The following is a 17,506-nucleotide window of genomic DNA, read 5'->3' as shown; positions in this document are numbered from 1 at the left end:
ACTGAACACGCGACAGCTCGTTAGAAAGCTGTCTGATTAGTTTTGCCTTCGGGCAGTTTCCATTAGCGATTTCGAGAGACGGATGAACATCACCACCTTTGCCAAACGCCTGTGCCTGCTAGTCCCGCTGCTCCTCTCGCCTGCCGCTTTCGCGGTCGAGATGATGCCGTCGCCACCGCAACTGGCCGCCAAAGCCTACGTACTCATGGATGCCAGCAGCGGCAACGTGCTGGTAGAGAACAACGGTGACCAGCGTCTGCCTCCGGCCAGCCTGACCAAGCTGATGACCGCGTACATCGCGACCCTGGAAATCCGTCGTGGTCAGATCGGTGAAAACGATCCGGTAACCGTCAGCGAAAACGCCTGGCGTACCGGCGGTTCGCGGATGTTCATTAAAGTCGGCTCGCAGGTGACTGTCAGCGACCTGCTGCACGGCATCATCATTCAGTCGGGTAACGACGCCAGTGTTGCGCTCTCCGAGCACATCGCCGGCAGCGAAGACGCCTTCGCTGACATGATGAACAAAACCGTGGCCGACCTGGGCATGACCAATAGCCACTTCATGAACCCGACCGGTCTGCCGAACCCTGAGCACTACTCGTCGGCTCACGACATGGCCGTGCTGGCTCGCGCGATCATCCACGAAGACCCGGCTCACTATGCGATCTACTCGCAGAAAGAGTTCTTCTGGAACGGCATCAAGCAGCCTAACCGTAACCTGCTGCTGTGGCGCGACAAGACTGTCGATGGCCTGAAAACCGGTCACACCGACGAAGCCGGCTACTGCATGGTGTCTTCGGCCGTGCGTGACGGCATGCGCCTGATCGCCGTGGTGTTCGGCACCAACAGCGAAGTGGCTCGTGCGTCTGAAACCCAGAAGCTGCTGACTTACGGTTTCCGTTTCTTCGAAACCCAGACCTTCTATCAGAAAGGCGCCGAGCTGGCTCAGGCTCCTGTCTGGAAAGGCACCACCAATCAAGTCAAAGCCGGCTTGGCCCAAGACCTGACCATGACCCTGCCGAAAGGCCAGCTGAAAAAGCTCGCCGCCAGCATGACCATGAACCCGCAACTGATTGCGCCAATCGCCAAGGGCGACGTGATCGGTAAAGTCGAAGTGAAACTGGACGACAAGGTCGTGCACAGCGCTGATCTGATCGCTCTGGACGCGGTCGACGAGGGTGGTATCTTCCGTCGCATGTGGGATAGCATCCGTCTATTCTTCTACGGCTTGTTCAACTGAATTAGTGTGGACTTGCATGGCCCTGTTCCAATCCGGAGCGGGGCCATGTCCGTTGCCACGGCTTACGAGGCCGTTACGCCATGACAGACACCGAAGTAAAGGCACCAAAGATCGAATTCCCCTGCGCGGATTACCCTATCAAGGTGATCGGCGACACAGGCGTGGGTTTCAAGGACAAGATCATCGCGATCCTTGAGAAACACGCGACCGTTGACCACAAGACCCTGGCCGAGCGCCAGAGCACCAACGGCAAGTACACGACCATCCAGCTGCACATCATCGCCACCGGTCAAGACCAGCTGTACGACATCAACAGCGATTTGCGGGCTACCGGTTTCGTGCACATGGTGCTGTGATGTCTGCCGCGGTGGGCTTTCGCGAGCTCGGCCAGATGGCTTACGAGCCGGTTTGGCATGCCATGCAACGCTTCACCAACGAACGTGGCAGCGATGCCGCCGACGAGATCTGGCTGGTCGAGCACCCACCGGTGTTTACCCAAGGGCAGGCCGGCAAGGCCGAGCACGTGTTGGTGCCAGGGGATATTCCGGTGGTGAAGGTGGATCGCGGTGGTCAGGTGACTTATCACGGTCCCGGCCAATTGGTGGCCTACCTGTTGCTCGATGTGCGCAAGCTGGGTTTCGGCGTGCGTGACCTGGTCAGCCGCATGGAACAATGCCTGATCGCGTTGCTGGCCAGCTACGGCGTCACTGCCGTGGCCAAGCCGGATGCTCCGGGTGTCTACGTCAATGGGGCGAAAATCGCTTCTCTGGGTCTGCGGATCCGCCACGGTTGCTCCTTTCATGGCCTGGCCCTGAATGTGGACATGAACCTGGAACCGTTTCGACGGATTAATCCCTGCGGCTACGCCGGGCTGGCGATGACCCAGCTGAGCGATCACGCAGGATCGATTGAATTTGCCGAGGTAAGTGCCCGGCTGCGCGCGCAGCTCGTCAAACACCTCGACTATGCTGAGCAGACGACCCTAGCGGGCGGAATCGACTGATATGACTACTGATGCAGTGCAAACCATGATCCCGACGCTGGATGTCACCGAGCGTCCGGCCCCGCGTGCCAAGGTTGAAGCCGGCGTCAAGCTGCGCGGCGCCGAGAAGGTTGCACGTATCCCGGTGAAGATCATTCCGACCACCGAACTGCCGAAGAAACCTGACTGGATTCGCGTGCGTATCCCGGTTTCCCCGGAAGTCGACCGTATCAAGGCCCTGCTGCGCAAACACAAGCTGCACAGCGTTTGCGAAGAAGCATCCTGCCCGAACCTGGGCGAATGCTTCTCCGGCGGCACCGCGACCTTCATGATCATGGGTGACATCTGCACCCGTCGCTGCCCGTTCTGCGACGTGGGTCACGGTCGTCCGAAGCCACTGGACGTCAACGAGCCGGAAAGCCTGGCCATCGCCATTGCCGACCTGAAACTCAAGTACGTGGTGATCACCTCGGTAGACCGCGACGACCTGCGTGACGGCGGTGCCCAGCACTTTGCCGACTGCATCCGCGAGATCCGCAAGCTGTCGCCGAACGTACAGCTCGAAACCCTGGTTCCGGACTACCGCGGCCGTATGGATGTAGCGCTGGAAATCACCGCTGCCGAGCCGCCGGATGTGTTCAACCACAACCTGGAAACCGTGCCGCGCCTGTACAAGGCTGCGCGTCCGGGCTCGGATTACCAGTGGTCGCTGACTCTGCTGCAACGCTTCAAGCACATGATGCCGCACATTCCGACCAAGTCCGGCCTGATGCTGGGTCTGGGCGAAACCGACGAAGAAGTCATCGAAGTCATGAAGCGCATGCGCGAGCACGACATCGACATGCTGACCCTGGGCCAGTACCTGCAACCGTCCCGCAGCCACTTGCCGGTGCAGCGTTTTGTGCACCCGGACACCTTCGCCTGGTTCGCCGAGGAAGGTTACAAGATGGGCTTCAAGAACGTCGCTTCCGGCCCGCTGGTACGTTCCTCGTACCACGCCGACGAGCAGGCGAAGCTGGTTAAAGCTGAATTGATGTCGTCCTTATAACAAAGCGCCCGCAAGGCTTTTCAGCCTTGCGGGCGTTTTTGTTGGCCGTGCCTACGGCCACTACAGTCTTTTCCTGCAACCTGCGGGGCGACTGACCCTCTTCTGTTTGTCCCCGTTCCTGACTACTGTGTGCTTGACGCTTTCACGCAGGGAGATTCATGGATGACCGTTCGACCGACCCACACGCTTTGCCCTCACACACCCGTTCCGGCCTTGCCGTCGCAAGGGCTGATTGGCGTCATCGCGCCCGCCGGCCCCGCACCGCTGGACACCGATAAAGCCTTCGGCTGGATGCGCGCTCGCGGATATTCGCTGCGGGTTTTCCCCAGCGTGTACGAGAAAGAGGACTATCTGGCCGGCAGTGATGATGTACGGCTCAATGATCTGCACGGGGCGTTCGTTGACAGTGAGGTCGACGCAATCATCTGTCTGCGCGGTGGTTACGGTACGCCGCGATTGCTTGACCGTATTGATTTCGAATTGCTGCGCAACAATGCCAAGCCGTTCATCGGCTACAGTGACGTCACCGCGCTGCACTTGGCGATCAGCCGTTATGCGGGTTTCGTGACCTTTCATGGCCCGATGCTCAACGCCGACCTGCTCGGTGACAAGCAAAAACCTACCGAGTCTTCGTTCTTCAACATGCTGAGAGGACAAGTGAAGGCCGGCAGCGTGCTGACGCACCCGGCAGCCTACCCGCTGACCACGATTGGGCCTGGCATCGCTCACGGGCGTTTGCTTGGGGGTAATTTGTCGATGATCGCTGCGACCATGGGTACGCCTTACGAAATGGATGCCGAGGGCGTCATTCTGTTCATCGAGGACATCAACGAGCCGTTGTATCGAATCGACCGGCTGCTGACCCATCTGCGCCTGGCGGGCACGTTGAACAAACTGCGCGGGGTTCTGGTGGGGGATGTGGCTGGGGTAGATGTGTCTGCGCTGGAGCGTTTGCTCAAGCAGACCTTTGAACCGTTGCGCATCCCGGTGCTGGCCGGGTGGCGCAGCGGGCATTGCGATCCGAACCTCACGTTGCCGATGGGTGCACTGGTGAGGCTGGATGCGGGGAACAAGGAGTTGGTGTTGGAGCAGGATGTGGTTGTCAGACGCTAGAGTGTGGTCGCCTGTTAGTCAGTCATCGCGAGCAAGCTCGCTCCCACATTGGATTTAGGTCGAACACAGATCCAGATGTGGGAGCGAGCTTGCTCGCGATATAGGTAGTCCGCCATACGGCTGACTATCGGTTACGAAGGCCTTCAAGCAGCTTGCGCGTCGGATACCCATCCGCCGGCCAGCCAAACGACTGCTGGGCGCTGCGGATCGCTTTGCGCGTGTTGGCGCCGATGATGCCATCGGCGTTGCCCGCGTCATAATTCTGCGCGCTCAGCAAGCTTTGCAGTTCAATCCGCTCGGTACGGCTCAACGGCAAATCATCTTTAGGCCATGTGCCGTTGATCAGACCCGCACCGGTGAAACGCTCGGACAACAGACTCACGGCCAATGCGTAGGACGACGAGTTGTTGTACTTGAGGATCGCGCGGAAGTTGTCGAGGACCAGGAACGCTGGGCCACGGTAACCGGCCGGCAGCAGCAGGGCGGCTGACAGGTGCTCGGAACCTGCCGGAACCTGACCGCCATTGGGCAGGGTGACGCCCAGTTGCAGCCATTCAGCGACGCTCTTGCGAGTCGTGCCATCGGCCAGGACGTAGTTGAAGCCACTCGCCAGTTGCACTTCGAAGCCCCACGGCTGGCCTTTCTGCCAGCCGGAGCTTTGCAGGTAGTGCGCAGTCGAGGCCAACGCGTCGGCCGGGCTGCCCCAGATGTCGCGGCGACCATCGCCATCGAAGTCCACGGCGTGGGTGTTGTAGGTGGTCGGGATGAATTGGGTCTGGCCCATGGCGCCAGCCCAGGAACCGAGCATTTTCTCAGGATCGATATCGCCTTGTTGCAGGATCTGCAGGGCGGCGATCAGTTGTGCGTGGGCAAATCCGGGACGTCGGCCTTCATAGGCCAGGGTCGCCAGGGAATTGATCACCGACTTGTTGCCCTGGAACTGCCCGAAGTTACTTTCCATACCCCACACCGAGACCAGCGCCTGACGGTCGACGCCGTAGCGCTGTTCGATGCTTTGCAGGATGTCGGCGTACTGGCCGACCAGCGCCTGACCATTGCGTACCCGCAGCGGCGAAAGGGCGCCGTCGAGGTATTCCCAGACCGGGCGGGAGAATTCCGGCTGGCTGCGGTCGGCACGGATCACGCTGGTGTCCAGGCTGACATTGGCGAAGGCGCGATCGAACAGGTCGGCGCGGATGCCGGCGGCCAGCGCATCCTTGCGGAAACCCGCCTGCCATTCGGCGAAGGTCTGGGTTGGCTGGATGTCGAGGTTTTCACCGGTCGGAACCACGGGCGGAATGACCCCAGGGGCTGTCGCGACGGGAAGGGTCTGAAGCGGCTTGGCGTCGGCTGCGGTGGGTTTTTCCGCGCAGGCAACAAGCAAAATGAGGCTGGAGGCAGCTATCAGTTGGCGCAGGGGCCAACGACGGGAAATACAAAGGGGCATGCACGGGTCCAGGGAGTACGAATCAGGTGCAGACCTTAACATGTTGAGCGAACGCTTGCCTTTCAGGCCGCCAGAAAGTAAGAAGCCTCCCAGCTATTAGACTGGAAGGCTTCGCGGCGGTAGCTGCCTTTGCCCTTGCCGGCGGGTTCCTGACGGCTGCGGAACAGTGGCTGGGCGATGATGGATTTGGCCTTGTTGGGGCCATGCTTCGATGGCTTTTTGCTCATGATGATTTCTCGCAAGTGCGTGGGTTTTGCGGTGCAAATCATCGGGCAGAGTGGGGCTTGTGTCTATAGGGCAAATGCAGGTGTGTTGTGTAGGAAGGACGATCTTATTCGGCAGGCAACGTCAGCCGTTGGCCGGCCATCAACAACGACAACCGACTCAAACTCATCCACGGTGAGCCGGCGGCCTGGCCTTTGATCTGTGCGTCGATGCGCTGCGCTTCCAGCAATAACTGCGCCCAGCGTTGCGCCGAGTAGCGTTGCAGGGCTTTGCTCATCAGCGGTTTGCGTTTGTCCCAGACCGGCGGTCGGGCAGAGCTGAAGGCTTTGTCCAGCGGCACACCCTGGCTGTATTGCAGCGACAAGTTGGCCAGAAGACGCAGCTCACGGGCCAGCGCCCAGAGAATCACGGGTGGTTCGACTCCTTCACCGCGCAGCCCTTCGAGCATACGCAGGGCATGGGCCGCTTCACCGTTGAGAATCGCATCGGTCAGGCCGAAGACATCGAAGCGCGCACTGTCGGCCACTGCCGCTTGCACGGTTTCAACGGTGATCTGACCGTCTTCGGCCATCAGTTTGAGCTTTTCGATTTCCTGGGCGGCAGCCAGCAAATTGCCCTCGACCCGTGCGGCGATCAATTCGACGGCGTCCTGGCTGGCGGAAAGCCCGGCCTGGGACAGCCGTTGACGGATCCAGCTCGGCAGCTGGTTGGCCTCTACCGGCCAGATTTGCACGAACTGGGTCTGCTGACCTTCGATCAGCGCCTTGCCCCACTTGGTTTTCTGCGCACTGCCATCAAGCTTGGGCAGGCTGATCAGCAACACCGTGTCTTCGGCCGGTCGCGAGCAGTACTCGATGAACGCGGCGGCACCTTTGTCACCAGGTTTGCCGGACGGCAGACGCAGTTCCAGCAGACGCTTTTCGGCGAACAGCGACATGCTCGCGCCGGCCTGCAGCAGCGTACCCCAGTCGAAACTGGCGTCGGCGGCGAAGACCTGGCGCTCGTCGAATCCCTGTTGGCGGGCGGCGGCACGAATGGCGTCGGCGGCTTCCTGACACAGCAGTGGGTCATCGCCACTGATGATGTAGACCGGCGCGAGGGCACCTTGCAGGTGTTTGGCGAGTTGGGCGGGGGCGAGTTTCATAGGAGAGGGCGAACGGGGCGCCTGAGCGCCCCGTAAGTCTTACTGCTGCGGCAGTTCGATAGGCGACTGGCGCGGGGTTGCCGCTTCAGCCTTCTGCGCCGCTTCCAGTGCATCGGCTTCAGCCTTGGCTTTGGCGTTAGCGGTCTGTTGCAGCTGATCCAGCTGAGCCGGAGTGAGCTGTTGCAGGCGCAGCATCATCCGTTGAACCAGTTCACGACGGGTTTCCTTGCGGGCGTCGTTGGCTTCCTGGTCGGAACCCACCAGGTTGCTGCCGTCGTGGATAAAGATTTTTTGCACTTCGAGTTTGTCGCTCAGCAGCGTCAGGTTGCTCTCACCACGGATGTCGTAGTTCAGCACTGTGCTCACCTGATACTCGCCAGTACGGCCGGCACCGGCATAGCTCAAGATGCGCTGGCTTTCCTGCTCGTCGGTCAACACCAGCTTGTAAGGTGCGCCGCTGTAGACCTTGACGCCGCTGCTTTGCAGCACCTGACGCAGTTGCGTCACGATTTCACCGTAGGCATTGCGGGCACTCAGGTCGAGTTCCTTGATCGCCAGTTCAGTGGTGCCGGTGCCGCGTAGCTGGAAACCGCAGGCGCTCAACAGGACCGCAAGGCCCATCACCAGCAAATTGCGTTTGATCATCTTGTTGCTCCCCTTGAAACCAGGTGGGCCGATCATGCGGCCCGAAAGGTTTTACGCGGCGCCAGGCTCACCTGGCGCCTGATCCAATTAGCTGGCGACGATATTGACCAGTTTCCCGGGCACTACGATCACTTTACGAATAGTCAGACCGTCGACAAAGCGCAGTACGTTCTCGTTGGCCCGTGCAGCGGTTTCGACTTCTTCGCGGCTGGCGCTGGCCGGCATTTCGATGTGGCCGCGCAGCTTGCCGTTGACCTGAATCACCAGTTGCAGACTGTCTTGCACCAGAGCGCTCTCGTCCAGCACCGGCCAGCCAGCATCGATCACCGGTTCGGCGTGACCCAGTTGATGCCACAGTTCATGGCTGATGTGCGGGGTGATCGGTGCCAGCAGCAGGGCCACGGTTTCCAGACCTTCGTGAATCAGTGCGCGATCCTGCGCGGTGCCTTGCGGGGCTTTTTCCAGCACGTTCATCAGCGTCATCACCTGGGCGATGGCGGTGTTGAATTTGTGATGCTGGCCGACGTCCTGGCTGGCTTGCCTGATGGCCAGGTGGATCGAGCGACGAGTGGCTTTCTGTTCGTCGTTCAGCGAGGCGATGTCCAGTTCGCCCGGCAAGCCCTGGCCGACGTGGGCTTGCGCCAGACGCCAGACGCGCTTGAGGAAGCGGTGCGACCCTTCGACGCCGGAGTCGGACCATTCCAGGCTCATGTCAGGCGGCGAGGCGAACATCATGAACAGGCGGCAGGTGTCTGCACCGTACTGATCGATCATCGACTGCGGGTCAACGCCGTTGTTCTTGGACTTGGCCATTTTCTCGGTGCCACCGATTTCCACCGGCAGGCCGTCGGAAATCAGTTTGGCGCCAATGATCTTGGCCTTGCTGTCGCGCTCGAGTTCGACGTCCGCCGGGTTGAACCAGGTGTAACTGCCGTTGGCTTCGCGACGGTAGTAGGTCTCGGCGATCACCATGCCTTGGGTCAGCAGGTTCTTGAACGGCTCGTTGGAGCTCACCAGGCCTTCGTCGCGCATCAGCTTGTGGAAGAAGCGCGCGTAGAGCAGGTGAAGAATGGCGTGTTCGATACCGCCGATGTACTGATCCACCGGCAGCCAGTGGTCGGCCGCGGCTTTTTCCACCAGGCCGCCTTCATAGTGCGGCGAGGCGTAACGGGCGTAGTACCACGAGGACTCGACGAAGGTGTCCATGGTGTCGGTTTCACGCTTGGCAGGCTGACCGCATTTCGGGCAGGTGCACTCGTAGAACTCAGGCATGCGCGCCAGCGGCGAACCGGCGCCGTCCGGTACGACGTCTTCGGGCAGTACGACGGGCAGTTGATCTTCCGGGACCGGCACATCACCGCAGGTGTCGCAGTGGATGATCGGGATCGGGCAGCCCCAGTAGCGCTGGCGGCTGATGCCCCAGTCGCGCAGGCGGAACTGAGTGCGCGAGGCGCCAAGGTTCTTCTTGATCAGCGCGACTTCGATGGCGTCGAAGGCACCTTCGAAGTCGAGGCCGTCGAACTCGCCGGAATTGATCAGCGTGCCGTGCTCGCCGTAGGCGTCCTGCCATGGCGACGGGTTAGTGCCGCCGGAGCTGGTACGCACTACCGATTTGATCGGCAGGTTGTACTGGGTGGCGAACTCGAAATCACGTTCGTCGTGCGCCGGGACGGCCATTACCGCGCCATCGCCGTAGTGCATCAGCACATAGTTGGCGACCCACACCGGGAGTTTCTCACCGGTCAGCGGGTGCTCGACGAACAGCGAGGTCGGCAGGCCTTTTTTCTCTTGAGTGGCGACGTCGGCTTCGGCAACGCTGCCGCCCTTGCATTCAGCGATGAACGCCTGCAGCTCAGGGTTGTTCTGCGCGGCCAGGGTCGCCAAATGGTGTTCGGCGGCTACCGCGACGTAGGTCGCGCCCATCAGGGTATCCGGGCGGGTCGTGAAGACTTTCAGTACGCCGGCTTCGCCGATGGAATCGACGTTGTATGGGAACTGCACTTCCATGCCGCGGGACTTGCCGATCCAGTTGCGCTGCATGGTCTTGACCTGTTCAGGCCAGCCAGTCAGTTCGTCGAGGCTTTCCAGCAGCTCATCCGCGTAAGCGGTGATCTTGAAGTAGTACATCGGAATTTCGCGTTTTTCGATCAGCGCGCCGGAACGCCAGCCGCGACCGTCGATCACCTGTTCGTTGGCCAGAACGGTCTGATCGACCGGGTCCCAGTTCACGGTGCCGTTTTTACGGTAGATCACACCTTTTTCGAACAGGCGAGTGAACAGCCATTGTTCCCAGCGGTAGTAATCAGGCTTGCAGGTGGTGACTTCGCGGGACCAGTCCACCGCCAGGCCCAGGCTGCGCAACTGGGTTTTCATGTAGGCGATGTTTTCGTAGGTCCACTTGGCGGGCGCTACGTTGTTCTTCATCGCGGCGTTTTCCGCCGGCATGCCGAAGGCGTCCCAACCCATGGGTTGCAGGACGTTTTTGCCTTGCATGCGCTGGTAGCGGGAGATCACGTCGCCGATGGTGTAGTTGCGCACGTGCCCCATGTGTAGCTTGCCGCTGGGGTAAGGGAACATCGACAGGCAGTAGAAAGTCTCTTTGCCTGGCTGTTCACTGACTTCAAAGGACTTTTGCTCGTCCCAGAACGACTGGGCGGCGGCTTCGATTTCACGGGGCTGATATTGTTCGTGCATGGCTACTTTTGAACTGAATAGGGGTGGCCTAATCCTCTTCAATGCAACGCCGGACGGTGATCACGCCAAATCGGCGTTTCGGTGTCCAGGCGAGCTGGAAGTGGAGTTACAGGAAGCGCCGTAGCATACATGACCGCGCTCTACCGAGGGAAACCCTGATTACGGCTGCGGGTCGCCCAAAACCCGCTGCGAGGGCCGTTGGTCGCAGCGCTCAGCCGGTTTGTTCATGGAAGCTAAGCTCTAAATGGGGAGTGAGTCTTATCTTCAATGAGGTGAGGGATGGTTGAGTCACGGCAAAAAGTTACAAAACCGGAGCTGTACGAAAGATTGATCGATCGTCTGGGAATGGCCCTGGACGCGGCAAAAACCGCTGACCGGTTACGCGATGAGCGTCCGCTGGAACTGGAATTGCGTGGCTTGAGCCCCGCAGAGTTTGCACTGGTCAAGGCGTATCTCGATCGCAGCGAACGTGAGACACACGGATGCTTGTCAGAAGCAGTGAAGCAACTCGACGCACCACGTTCGGCCAAGATCATCTGGCTCAAGGACAAAACACCCGGCAGGGACGCGGTAAAGGTCCGGTCTCTGCAATTCAAGTAAGGGTACTTGAAGCCATGACGTATGGTTTTTTGAAGCATAGTCCTTCCGCATTTGTTGTCGCATTGCGTCAACCCACTTAGGCTTCGGGCATCTTTTGGAGATGCTCGATGCCTTTTCGATATTTCGTTAAACAACTTCTGTTGCCTCCTGGCATTCTTTTGCTGCTGTTGGTGCTTGCCTGGTGGTTGCGTCACTCAAGACCGCGCCTTGCCGGATTGTGCTTTGCGCTGGGCGTGGGCGGCTTCTGGCTGATGAGCCTGCCGGTGGTGGTGCAGTGGGGCGCCAAGGCGCTGGAGCGAGAAGCGCCGTTGGCTCGCGACGAATGGGCGACGTTGGCTCAGCACGCCGACGCGATTGTAGTGCTGGGTGCGGGGCGTGAACGTGGCGACCTGGCTTGGGGCGGCGACCAGCCGACGGGTGTGGCGCTGCAGCGCGAGCGCTATACGGCGCGGCTGGCCAGGGCATCGGGCTTACCGGTCCTGACCAGTGGCGGCCTGCATTACGGCACGCCGCCGACTGAAGCCAGGTTGATGGCCGACTCGTTGCAAGATGATTTCGGCGTGACCGTGCGTTGGCAGGAAGGGCGCAGCCGCACCACTTGGGAGAACGCGCAGTTCAGCGCCGAGGTGCTGTTGCCGGAAGGCATCAAGCGCGTGGTCGTCGTGACTCAGGCCTGGCACATGCCGAGAGCGGTCTGGAGTTTCAAAAAGGCAGGATTTGAAGTGGTGCCTGCGCCGATGGGGTTTTTAGGCGTGGACAACGCTCGGCCACTGGGCGGCTGGATGCCGGAATTCAAGGCGATCTGGCAGAGCGGGCAGTTGATGAATGAGGCGGTGGGGCAGATCGGGTATTCACTGTTTTACCGATGACCTGTGGCGAGGGGATTTATCCCCGTTGGACTGCGCAGCAGGCCCATTTTCAGGACTGCTCCGCAGCCCAACGGGGATAAATCCCCTCGCCACAAAAGCTGACTTAAACAGTCTTGGCCATCCGGCTCGCGATCAGCGCCCAGCCAAACAACAACACACACACAATAATCAGCGGCCACGAACGCCATTCCAGATAAGGCGTCAGGTTGTGCATGGGCACCACTTCACCGTACAAAATGCCGCGTTCGAACTGCGGGATCTGCACGGTGATCTGGCCGAACGGGTTGATCAAACCGGTCACGCCGTTGTTGGTGGCGCGGATCATCCAGCGACCGGCCTCAAGCGCGCGCATCTGCGCCATCTGCAAGTGTTGCAGCGGGCCGATGGAGGTGCCGAACCAGGTGTCATTGCTGATGGTCAGCAGCAAATCGCTACGCGCCGCGAGGCTGGCGGCGAATTCCGGGTAAACCACTTCGTAGCAGATGAATGGCGCGATCTGATAGCCCTTGGCTTGCAGCATCGGCTGATCGGCAGGGCCACGGGCAAAGTCCGACATCGGCAGATCGAAGAAAGCGATCAGCCCCCGTAACACTTCCTGCAACGGAACGTATTCGCCAAACGGCACCAGTTTCTGCTTGAGGTAAGTGCCATCGCCTTCACCCGCCACGGTAATACCGTTGAAGAAGCGCTTCTCGTGATGGACTTCCTGGCGAATCGGTACGCCGGTGATCAGCGCGGACTTACGCTCTGCGGCGAAGTTTCCCATCATGTTCAGGTAGCCCTCGGCGGACTCCTTGAGCACCGGGATGGCCGTTTCCGGCCAGATCAGCAGGTCGACCGGTTTCGAGCTGAAGCTCATGTCGCGGTACAACGCCAGCTGTGCGTTGAGCTGCGTCGGGTCCCACTTCATGCTCTGTTCGATGTTGCCCTGAATCGCCGCGACACTCAGCGGTGCGCCCGCCGGGCTGGTCCAGGCATGCTCCTTGAGCGCCACGCCGGCCACCCAAGGGCCGACCAGCAGCAAAACGCCTGCGGCGATGAAACCTTTGCGCCCCGTGCGGACCAGGCGCAAGGCGTTATAGATCAGCGCGGCCGTCAGGGCCAGGATGAAGGAAATCAGCCACATTCCGCCGACTGGCGCGAGACCGGCCAGCGGGCCATCGAGCTGGCTGTAACCGGAATAGAGCCAAGGGAAACCGGTCAGGAACCAGCCGCGAAAGGCTTCCTGACCGACCCATAACGCCGCGAACGCCAAGGCATCGGCCAGCGGTGCTTCGTTACGGCGCAGCCAGCGCGCCCAGATCCAGGCGGGCAGGGCGAAGAACCAGGCAATCGCCGCCGTGAAGATCAGCATCAGGAAACCGGCCAGCAGCACTGAAGCGCCGCCGAAGTGGTGGATGCTGTAGTAGATCCAGCTGGTGCCGGCGCCAAACAGACCGAAACCGAAGCACCAGCCACGGCCCAGGGCCTGGCGGGGGTTCAGTTCACGCAAGCCGGCATAGAAGAAGCCGACCGCCAGCAACGCCAACGGCCAGATATCGAACGGCGCCAGGGCCAGAGTGGTGATTGCACCGGCCGCCACGGCCAGCAGATTACCGGGCCAGCCGGGGCGGGTTACGCGGAGCATGTCAATCCTTAACGGGCAATTGGAGTCAGGCGCAGCAAATGGATTCGACGGCTATCCGCATTGAGGATACGGAAGCGATAAGGGCCGATTTCAGTGATTTCGTTGCGTTTTGGCAAGTGTCCGAACGCGCCCATCACCAGACCGCCGACGGTGTCGAATTCGTCGTCGGAGAATTGGCTGTCGAAGAACTCGTTGAAGTTCTCGATCGGCGTCAGGGCCTTGATCAGGAAGTCACCGCTGGGCAGCGGCTTGATGTAGCTGTCTTCTTCGACGTCATGCTCGTCCTCGATGTCGCCGACGATTTGTTCCAGCACGTCTTCGATAGTCACCAGACCCGCCACACCGCCGTATTCGTCAATGACGATGGCCATGTGGTTGTGGTTGGCACGGAACTCGCGCAGCAGCACATTCAGGCGCTTGGATTCGGGCACGAAAGTGGCCGGGCGCAGCAGGTCCTTGATGTTGAAGCTGTCGCCGTTCTCCTTGAGGATCAACGGCAGCAAGTCCTTGGCCAGCAACACGCCCATCACGTCATCGTGGCTTTCGCCGATCACCGGGTAGCGGGAGTGGGCCGAGTCGACCACGGCAGGCAGGAACTCGCGGGGTGTCTGGGTCGCCTTGATGCTGATCATCTGCGAGCGCGGGACCATGATGTCCCGTACTTGCAGGTCAGCAACCTGGATAGCGCCTTCGACGATGGCCAGCGCTTCGCTGTCCAGCAACTTGTTTTGGTGTGCATCGCGCAGCAGCTCCAGCAGCTCCTGGCGGTTCTTCGGCTCGTGGGCAAAAGCCTGGGTGAGCTTACCCAGCCATGACTTTTGCCCGTTGCTCGATCGATCTTCGCTCATAGCGATTACTCTGAATCCTTTGTTGTAACGATAGGGGATGTGTCTGTTTCGTCGTCCGCATACGGGTCGGGATAGCCCAACTCTGCAAGCAAAGTTCGTTCCAGTGCTTCCATTTCTTCGGCTTCGTCGTCATCTATGTGGTCGTAACCCAGCAGATGCAAGCAGCCGTGAATCACCAGATGCGCCCAATGGGCCTTGAGTGCCTTGCCTTGTTCGGCGGCTTCACGCTCGACCACCGCCACGCAGATCACCAGATCGCCCAGCAGCGGGATATCCAGAAATTCGTCCGGGACGTCGGCAGGGAACGAAAGAACGTTAGTGGCGTAATCCTTTTGCCGCCAGGTGTGGTTCAGCTCGCGACCTTCCTCTTCATCGACCAAACGGATGGTCATTTCGGAATCAGCTGTGCGCTGACGCAGGGCCAGTTCGCACCATTGGCGGAACTCGGCTTCGCTTGGGGCAGACGCTTCGGTAGCCAGTTGCAGATCAAGCTCAAGCATCGCGGCGGCTATCCTTCGGGGCTTCATCGGCCACGCGATTTTCGAAGCGCTCATAGGCTTCGACGATGCGTTGCACCAGTGGATGGCGCACAACGTCCTTGGGCTTGAAGTGGGTGAAGCTGATGCCCGGCACGTCTTTAAGTACCTCGATCACATGGTGCAGCCCGGACTTGGTGCCTTTCGGCAGGTCGACCTGGGTGATGTCACCGGTGATGACCGCCGTGGAGCCGAAGCCGATCCGGGTCAGGAACATCTTCATTTGCTCGACGGTGGTGTTCTGGCTTTCGTCGAGGATGATGAAACTGTTGTTCAAGGTGCGACCGCGCATGTAGGCCAGCGGCGCAACTTCGATCACTTGACGCTCGATCAACTTGGCGACGTGTTCGAAGCCGAGCATTTCGTAGAGGGCGTCGTAGAGCGGGCGCAGGTATGGGTCGATCTTCTGCGACAGGTCGCCGGGCAGGAAGCCGAGCTTTTCGCCCGCTTCAACCGCCGGACGCACCAGCAGGATGCGGCGAATCTGCTCGCGTTCCAGCGCGTCTACCGCGCAGGCAACGGCCAGATAGGTCTTGCCGGTACCGGCCGGGCCGATGCCGAAGTTGATGTCGTTGCCGAGGATTTCCTTCACGTAGCGCAACTGATTCAAGCCGCGAGGGCGAATCATGCCTTTTTTGGTGCGCAGGGCCACGGAGGGTTCGCCGGGGGAGACGTTGTCCAGCTCTTCGACGGCCGATTCCTGCAGGAACAGGTGAACGATGTCCGGCGACAGCTCAGTACCCTTGGTTTCCCGGTACAGGCGGCGCAGGAGGTTTTCCGCGGAGGTGGTGTGTTTGGGTTCACCGATCAGTTCGAACTGGTTTCCGCGGTTGCGGATCTCGATGGTCAGGCGCTGTTCGATCAAGCGCAGATGCTCGTCGAATTGCCCGCACAGATTGGCGAAGCGGCGAGCCTCAAAGGGCTCGAGGATAAAACGATGTGGTTCTATGGGTGCGTTCAAGGTCGTATTTAGCCGCCCTGGGGCAATTAAGATGAAATCAAGGATAACGCCAGTGGCCTGGGTGCGAAAGCTCTTAAATATCCCAATGTCGATCACAGTCCAAGGAGCGATGCTTGCTCGCGAAGAACGATAACGCGATCCGTCAAACAGATAGCGGCGCGGCCTTCGCGAGCAAGCATCGCTCCTACAACAGCGAGCCCCGCAGCGAGTGCGGCTGGGCGGCGTCGATGTGCACGTCGGCAAACTGGCCAATCAGCGTGGGATTGTCGCAGCGGAAGTTGACGATACGGTTATTCTCGGTCCGGCCTTGCAGTTCGCCGGGGTCTTTTTTCGAATAATCGGTCACCAGGATCCGCTGGATCGAACCGACCATTTGTCGGCTGATCTCGAAACCTTGCTGGTTCAGGCGATGTTGCAGCGCATTCAGACGCTCTTTCTTCAACGCTTCCGGCGTTTCGTCGGCCAGGTCGGCAGCCGGAGTGCCCGGGCGCTGGCTGTAGACGAACGAGTAGGAGAAGTCGAAACCGACGTCTTCGATCAGCTTCATGGTCTGTTCGAAGTCTTTTTCGGTCTCGCCCGGGAAGCCGACGATGAAGTCCGAACTGATGCAGATCCCCGGCACGGCGGCACGCAGCTTGCGCAGTTTGGATTTGTATTCCAGCGCGGTGTGGTTGCGCTTCATCGCCGCCAGGATTCGGTCCGAGCCCGACTGCACCGGCAAGTGCAGATGCTTGACCAGTTCCGGCACGTCGGCGTGGGCCTGGATCAGGCTATCGGAGAATTCCAGCGGGTGTGAGGTGGTGTAGCGGATGCGGTCAATGCCATCGACGGCGGCCACCACGCGGATCAGCTCGGCGAGATCCGCCAGGCGGCCATCGTGAGTGGTCCCGCGATAGCCATTGACGTTCTGCCCCAGCAGGGTCACTTCGCGCACGCCGTTTTCGGCCAGGTGGATGACCTCGGCGATCACGTCATCGAACGGTCGGCTGACTTCTTCACCACGTGTGTAAGGCACCACGCAGAAAGTACAGTACTTGCTGCAGCCTTCCATGACCGACACGTAGGCGCTTGGGCCATCGATGCGCGGCTCGGGCAAGTGGTCGAATTTTTCGATTTCCGGGAACGAGACATCGACTTGCGGCAGTTTGGTCGCGCGCGCGGCGTCGATCATTTCCGGCAGGCGGTGCAGGGTCTGCGGGCCGAACACGACGTCGACATACGGAGCACGGTCGCGGATGGCCGCGCCTTCCTGGCTGGCCACGCAACCGCCGACGGCGATGACCATGTCCGGGTTTGCGAGTTTCAGTTCGCGCCAGCGGCCGAGTTGTGAGTACACGCGGTCCTGGGCGCGTTCGCGGATCGAACAGGTATTGAGCAGGATCACGTCGGCATCTTCAGCGCGAGCGGTGACTTCCAGGGCCTGATGTTCACCCAGCAGATCGACCATGCGCGAGCTGTCGTACTCGTTCATCTGGCAACCGTGGGTTTCGATGTAAAGCTTCTTGGCCATGGACCCCAGTCTCACGT

The 17,506-nt window shown here is 60.3% G+C and carries 17 protein-coding genes; 7 read left to right on the top strand and 10 right to left on the bottom strand.

All coding sequences use genetic code 11. From position 1 onward, the window contains the following. Positions 1–82: 82 nt before the first annotated feature. The 5 genes from ACYZT7_RS28560 to ACYZT7_RS28540 all read left to right on the top strand — a co-directional run bounded on the left by ACYZT7_RS28560 (position 83) and on the right by ACYZT7_RS28540 (position 4,383). A complete protein-coding gene (locus ACYZT7_RS28560) occupies positions 83–1,240 on the top strand; it encodes a D-alanyl-D-alanine carboxypeptidase family protein (protein ID WP_283181799.1) in 1,158 nt (385 codons plus the stop codon). Positions 1,241–1,320: 80 nt separating this feature from the next. Further along, complete coding sequence (locus ACYZT7_RS28555; RefSeq protein WP_462039111.1) at positions 1,321–1,596, top strand: DUF493 domain-containing protein; 276 nt, start codon at positions 1,321–1,323, stop codon at positions 1,594–1,596. Beyond that, positions 1,596–2,243, top strand: coding sequence for a lipoyl(octanoyl) transferase LipB (lipB, locus tag ACYZT7_RS28550; RefSeq protein WP_462039110.1), 648 nt, complete (start codon positions 1,596–1,598; stop codon positions 2,241–2,243). Before ACYZT7_RS28555 ends, lipB begins: the two co-directional genes overlap by 1 nt. Before the next feature lies 1 nt (position 2,244). After that, positions 2,245–3,270 carry a lipoyl synthase gene (lipA, locus tag ACYZT7_RS28545; RefSeq protein WP_462039109.1) on the top strand — a complete coding sequence of 342 codons (1,026 nt, stop codon included), beginning with the start codon at positions 2,245–2,247 and terminating at the stop codon, positions 3,268–3,270. A gap of 162 nt (positions 3,271–3,432) precedes the next feature. Next, the gene (locus tag ACYZT7_RS28540; protein WP_462039108.1) at positions 3,433–4,383 is read left to right on the top strand and encodes a S66 peptidase family protein; all 951 of its coding nucleotides are present in this window, start codon (positions 3,433–3,435) and stop codon (positions 4,381–4,383) included. A 124-nt stretch (positions 4,384–4,507) separates the two neighbouring features. Here ACYZT7_RS28540 and ACYZT7_RS28535 read toward each other — a convergent pair whose 3' ends face one another. The 5 genes from ACYZT7_RS28535 to leuS form a co-directional block, all read right to left on the bottom strand. Beyond that, positions 4,508–5,830: a lytic murein transglycosylase gene (locus tag ACYZT7_RS28535; RefSeq protein WP_462039107.1), complete on the bottom strand. Its 1,323-nt coding sequence runs from the start codon at positions 5,828–5,830 to the stop codon at positions 4,508–4,510. 62 nt (positions 5,831–5,892) lie between these two features. Continuing rightward, positions 5,893–6,057 carry an alternative ribosome rescue factor ArfA gene (gene arfA / locus ACYZT7_RS28530; protein WP_056744572.1) on the bottom strand — a complete coding sequence of 55 codons (165 nt, stop codon included), beginning with the start codon at positions 6,055–6,057 and terminating at the stop codon, positions 5,893–5,895. Positions 6,058–6,161: 104 nt separating this feature from the next. Next, the gene (holA, locus tag ACYZT7_RS28525) at positions 6,162–7,199 is read right to left on the bottom strand and encodes a DNA polymerase III subunit delta (protein ID WP_462039106.1); all 1,038 of its coding nucleotides are present in this window, start codon (positions 7,197–7,199) and stop codon (positions 6,162–6,164) included. Positions 7,200–7,238: 39 nt separating this feature from the next. Further along, positions 7,239–7,844 (bottom strand): LPS-assembly lipoprotein LptE, encoded by a 606-nt coding sequence (locus tag ACYZT7_RS28520; RefSeq protein ID WP_462039105.1) that lies wholly within the window; start codon positions 7,842–7,844, stop codon positions 7,239–7,241. An 87-nt stretch (positions 7,845–7,931) separates the two neighbouring features. Then, positions 7,932–10,538, bottom strand: coding sequence for a leucine--tRNA ligase (gene leuS, locus ACYZT7_RS28515; protein WP_462039104.1), 2,607 nt, complete (start codon positions 10,536–10,538; stop codon positions 7,932–7,934). Between the two features lie 279 nt (positions 10,539–10,817). Here leuS and ACYZT7_RS28510 point away from each other — a divergent pair, with 279 nt between their 5' ends. Both ACYZT7_RS28510 and ACYZT7_RS28505 read left to right on the top strand, forming a co-directional pair. After that, positions 10,818–11,138: a hypothetical protein gene (locus tag ACYZT7_RS28510; protein ID WP_449645728.1), complete on the top strand. Its 321-nt coding sequence runs from the start codon at positions 10,818–10,820 to the stop codon at positions 11,136–11,138. Positions 11,139–11,245: 107 nt separating this feature from the next. Continuing rightward, positions 11,246–12,007 (top strand): YdcF family protein, encoded by a 762-nt coding sequence (locus ACYZT7_RS28505; RefSeq protein ID WP_462039103.1) that lies wholly within the window; start codon positions 11,246–11,248, stop codon positions 12,005–12,007. 103 nt (positions 12,008–12,110) lie between these two features. Here the strand turns inward: ACYZT7_RS28505 and lnt are convergent, their stop codons facing one another. The 5 genes from lnt to miaB all read right to left on the bottom strand — a co-directional run bounded on the left by lnt (position 12,111) and on the right by miaB (position 17,489). After that, a complete protein-coding gene (gene lnt / locus ACYZT7_RS28500) occupies positions 12,111–13,634 on the bottom strand; it encodes an apolipoprotein N-acyltransferase (RefSeq protein WP_462039102.1) in 1,524 nt (507 codons plus the stop codon). 8 nt (positions 13,635–13,642) lie between these two features. Next, a complete protein-coding gene (locus ACYZT7_RS28495; protein WP_462039101.1) occupies positions 13,643–14,482 on the bottom strand; it encodes an HlyC/CorC family transporter in 840 nt (279 codons plus the stop codon). Positions 14,483–14,487: 5 nt separating this feature from the next. Then, a complete protein-coding gene (gene ybeY / locus ACYZT7_RS28490; protein ID WP_462039100.1) occupies positions 14,488–14,982 on the bottom strand; it encodes an rRNA maturation RNase YbeY in 495 nt (164 codons plus the stop codon). Further along, complete coding sequence (locus ACYZT7_RS28485) at positions 14,975–15,979, bottom strand: PhoH family protein (RefSeq protein ID WP_283181791.1); 1,005 nt, start codon at positions 15,977–15,979, stop codon at positions 14,975–14,977. The genes ybeY and ACYZT7_RS28485 overlap by 8 nt, the downstream gene beginning before the upstream one ends. Positions 15,980–16,163: 184 nt before the next feature. After that, complete coding sequence (miaB, locus tag ACYZT7_RS28480; RefSeq protein ID WP_282381347.1) at positions 16,164–17,489, bottom strand: tRNA (N6-isopentenyl adenosine(37)-C2)-methylthiotransferase MiaB; 1,326 nt, start codon at positions 17,487–17,489, stop codon at positions 16,164–16,166. Between the last annotated feature and the right edge of the window lie 17 nt (positions 17,490–17,506).

This window comes from Pseudomonas sp. RT4P38 (assembly GCF_054897765.1).
This window is presented reverse-complemented; position numbering and strand designations above follow the sequence as displayed.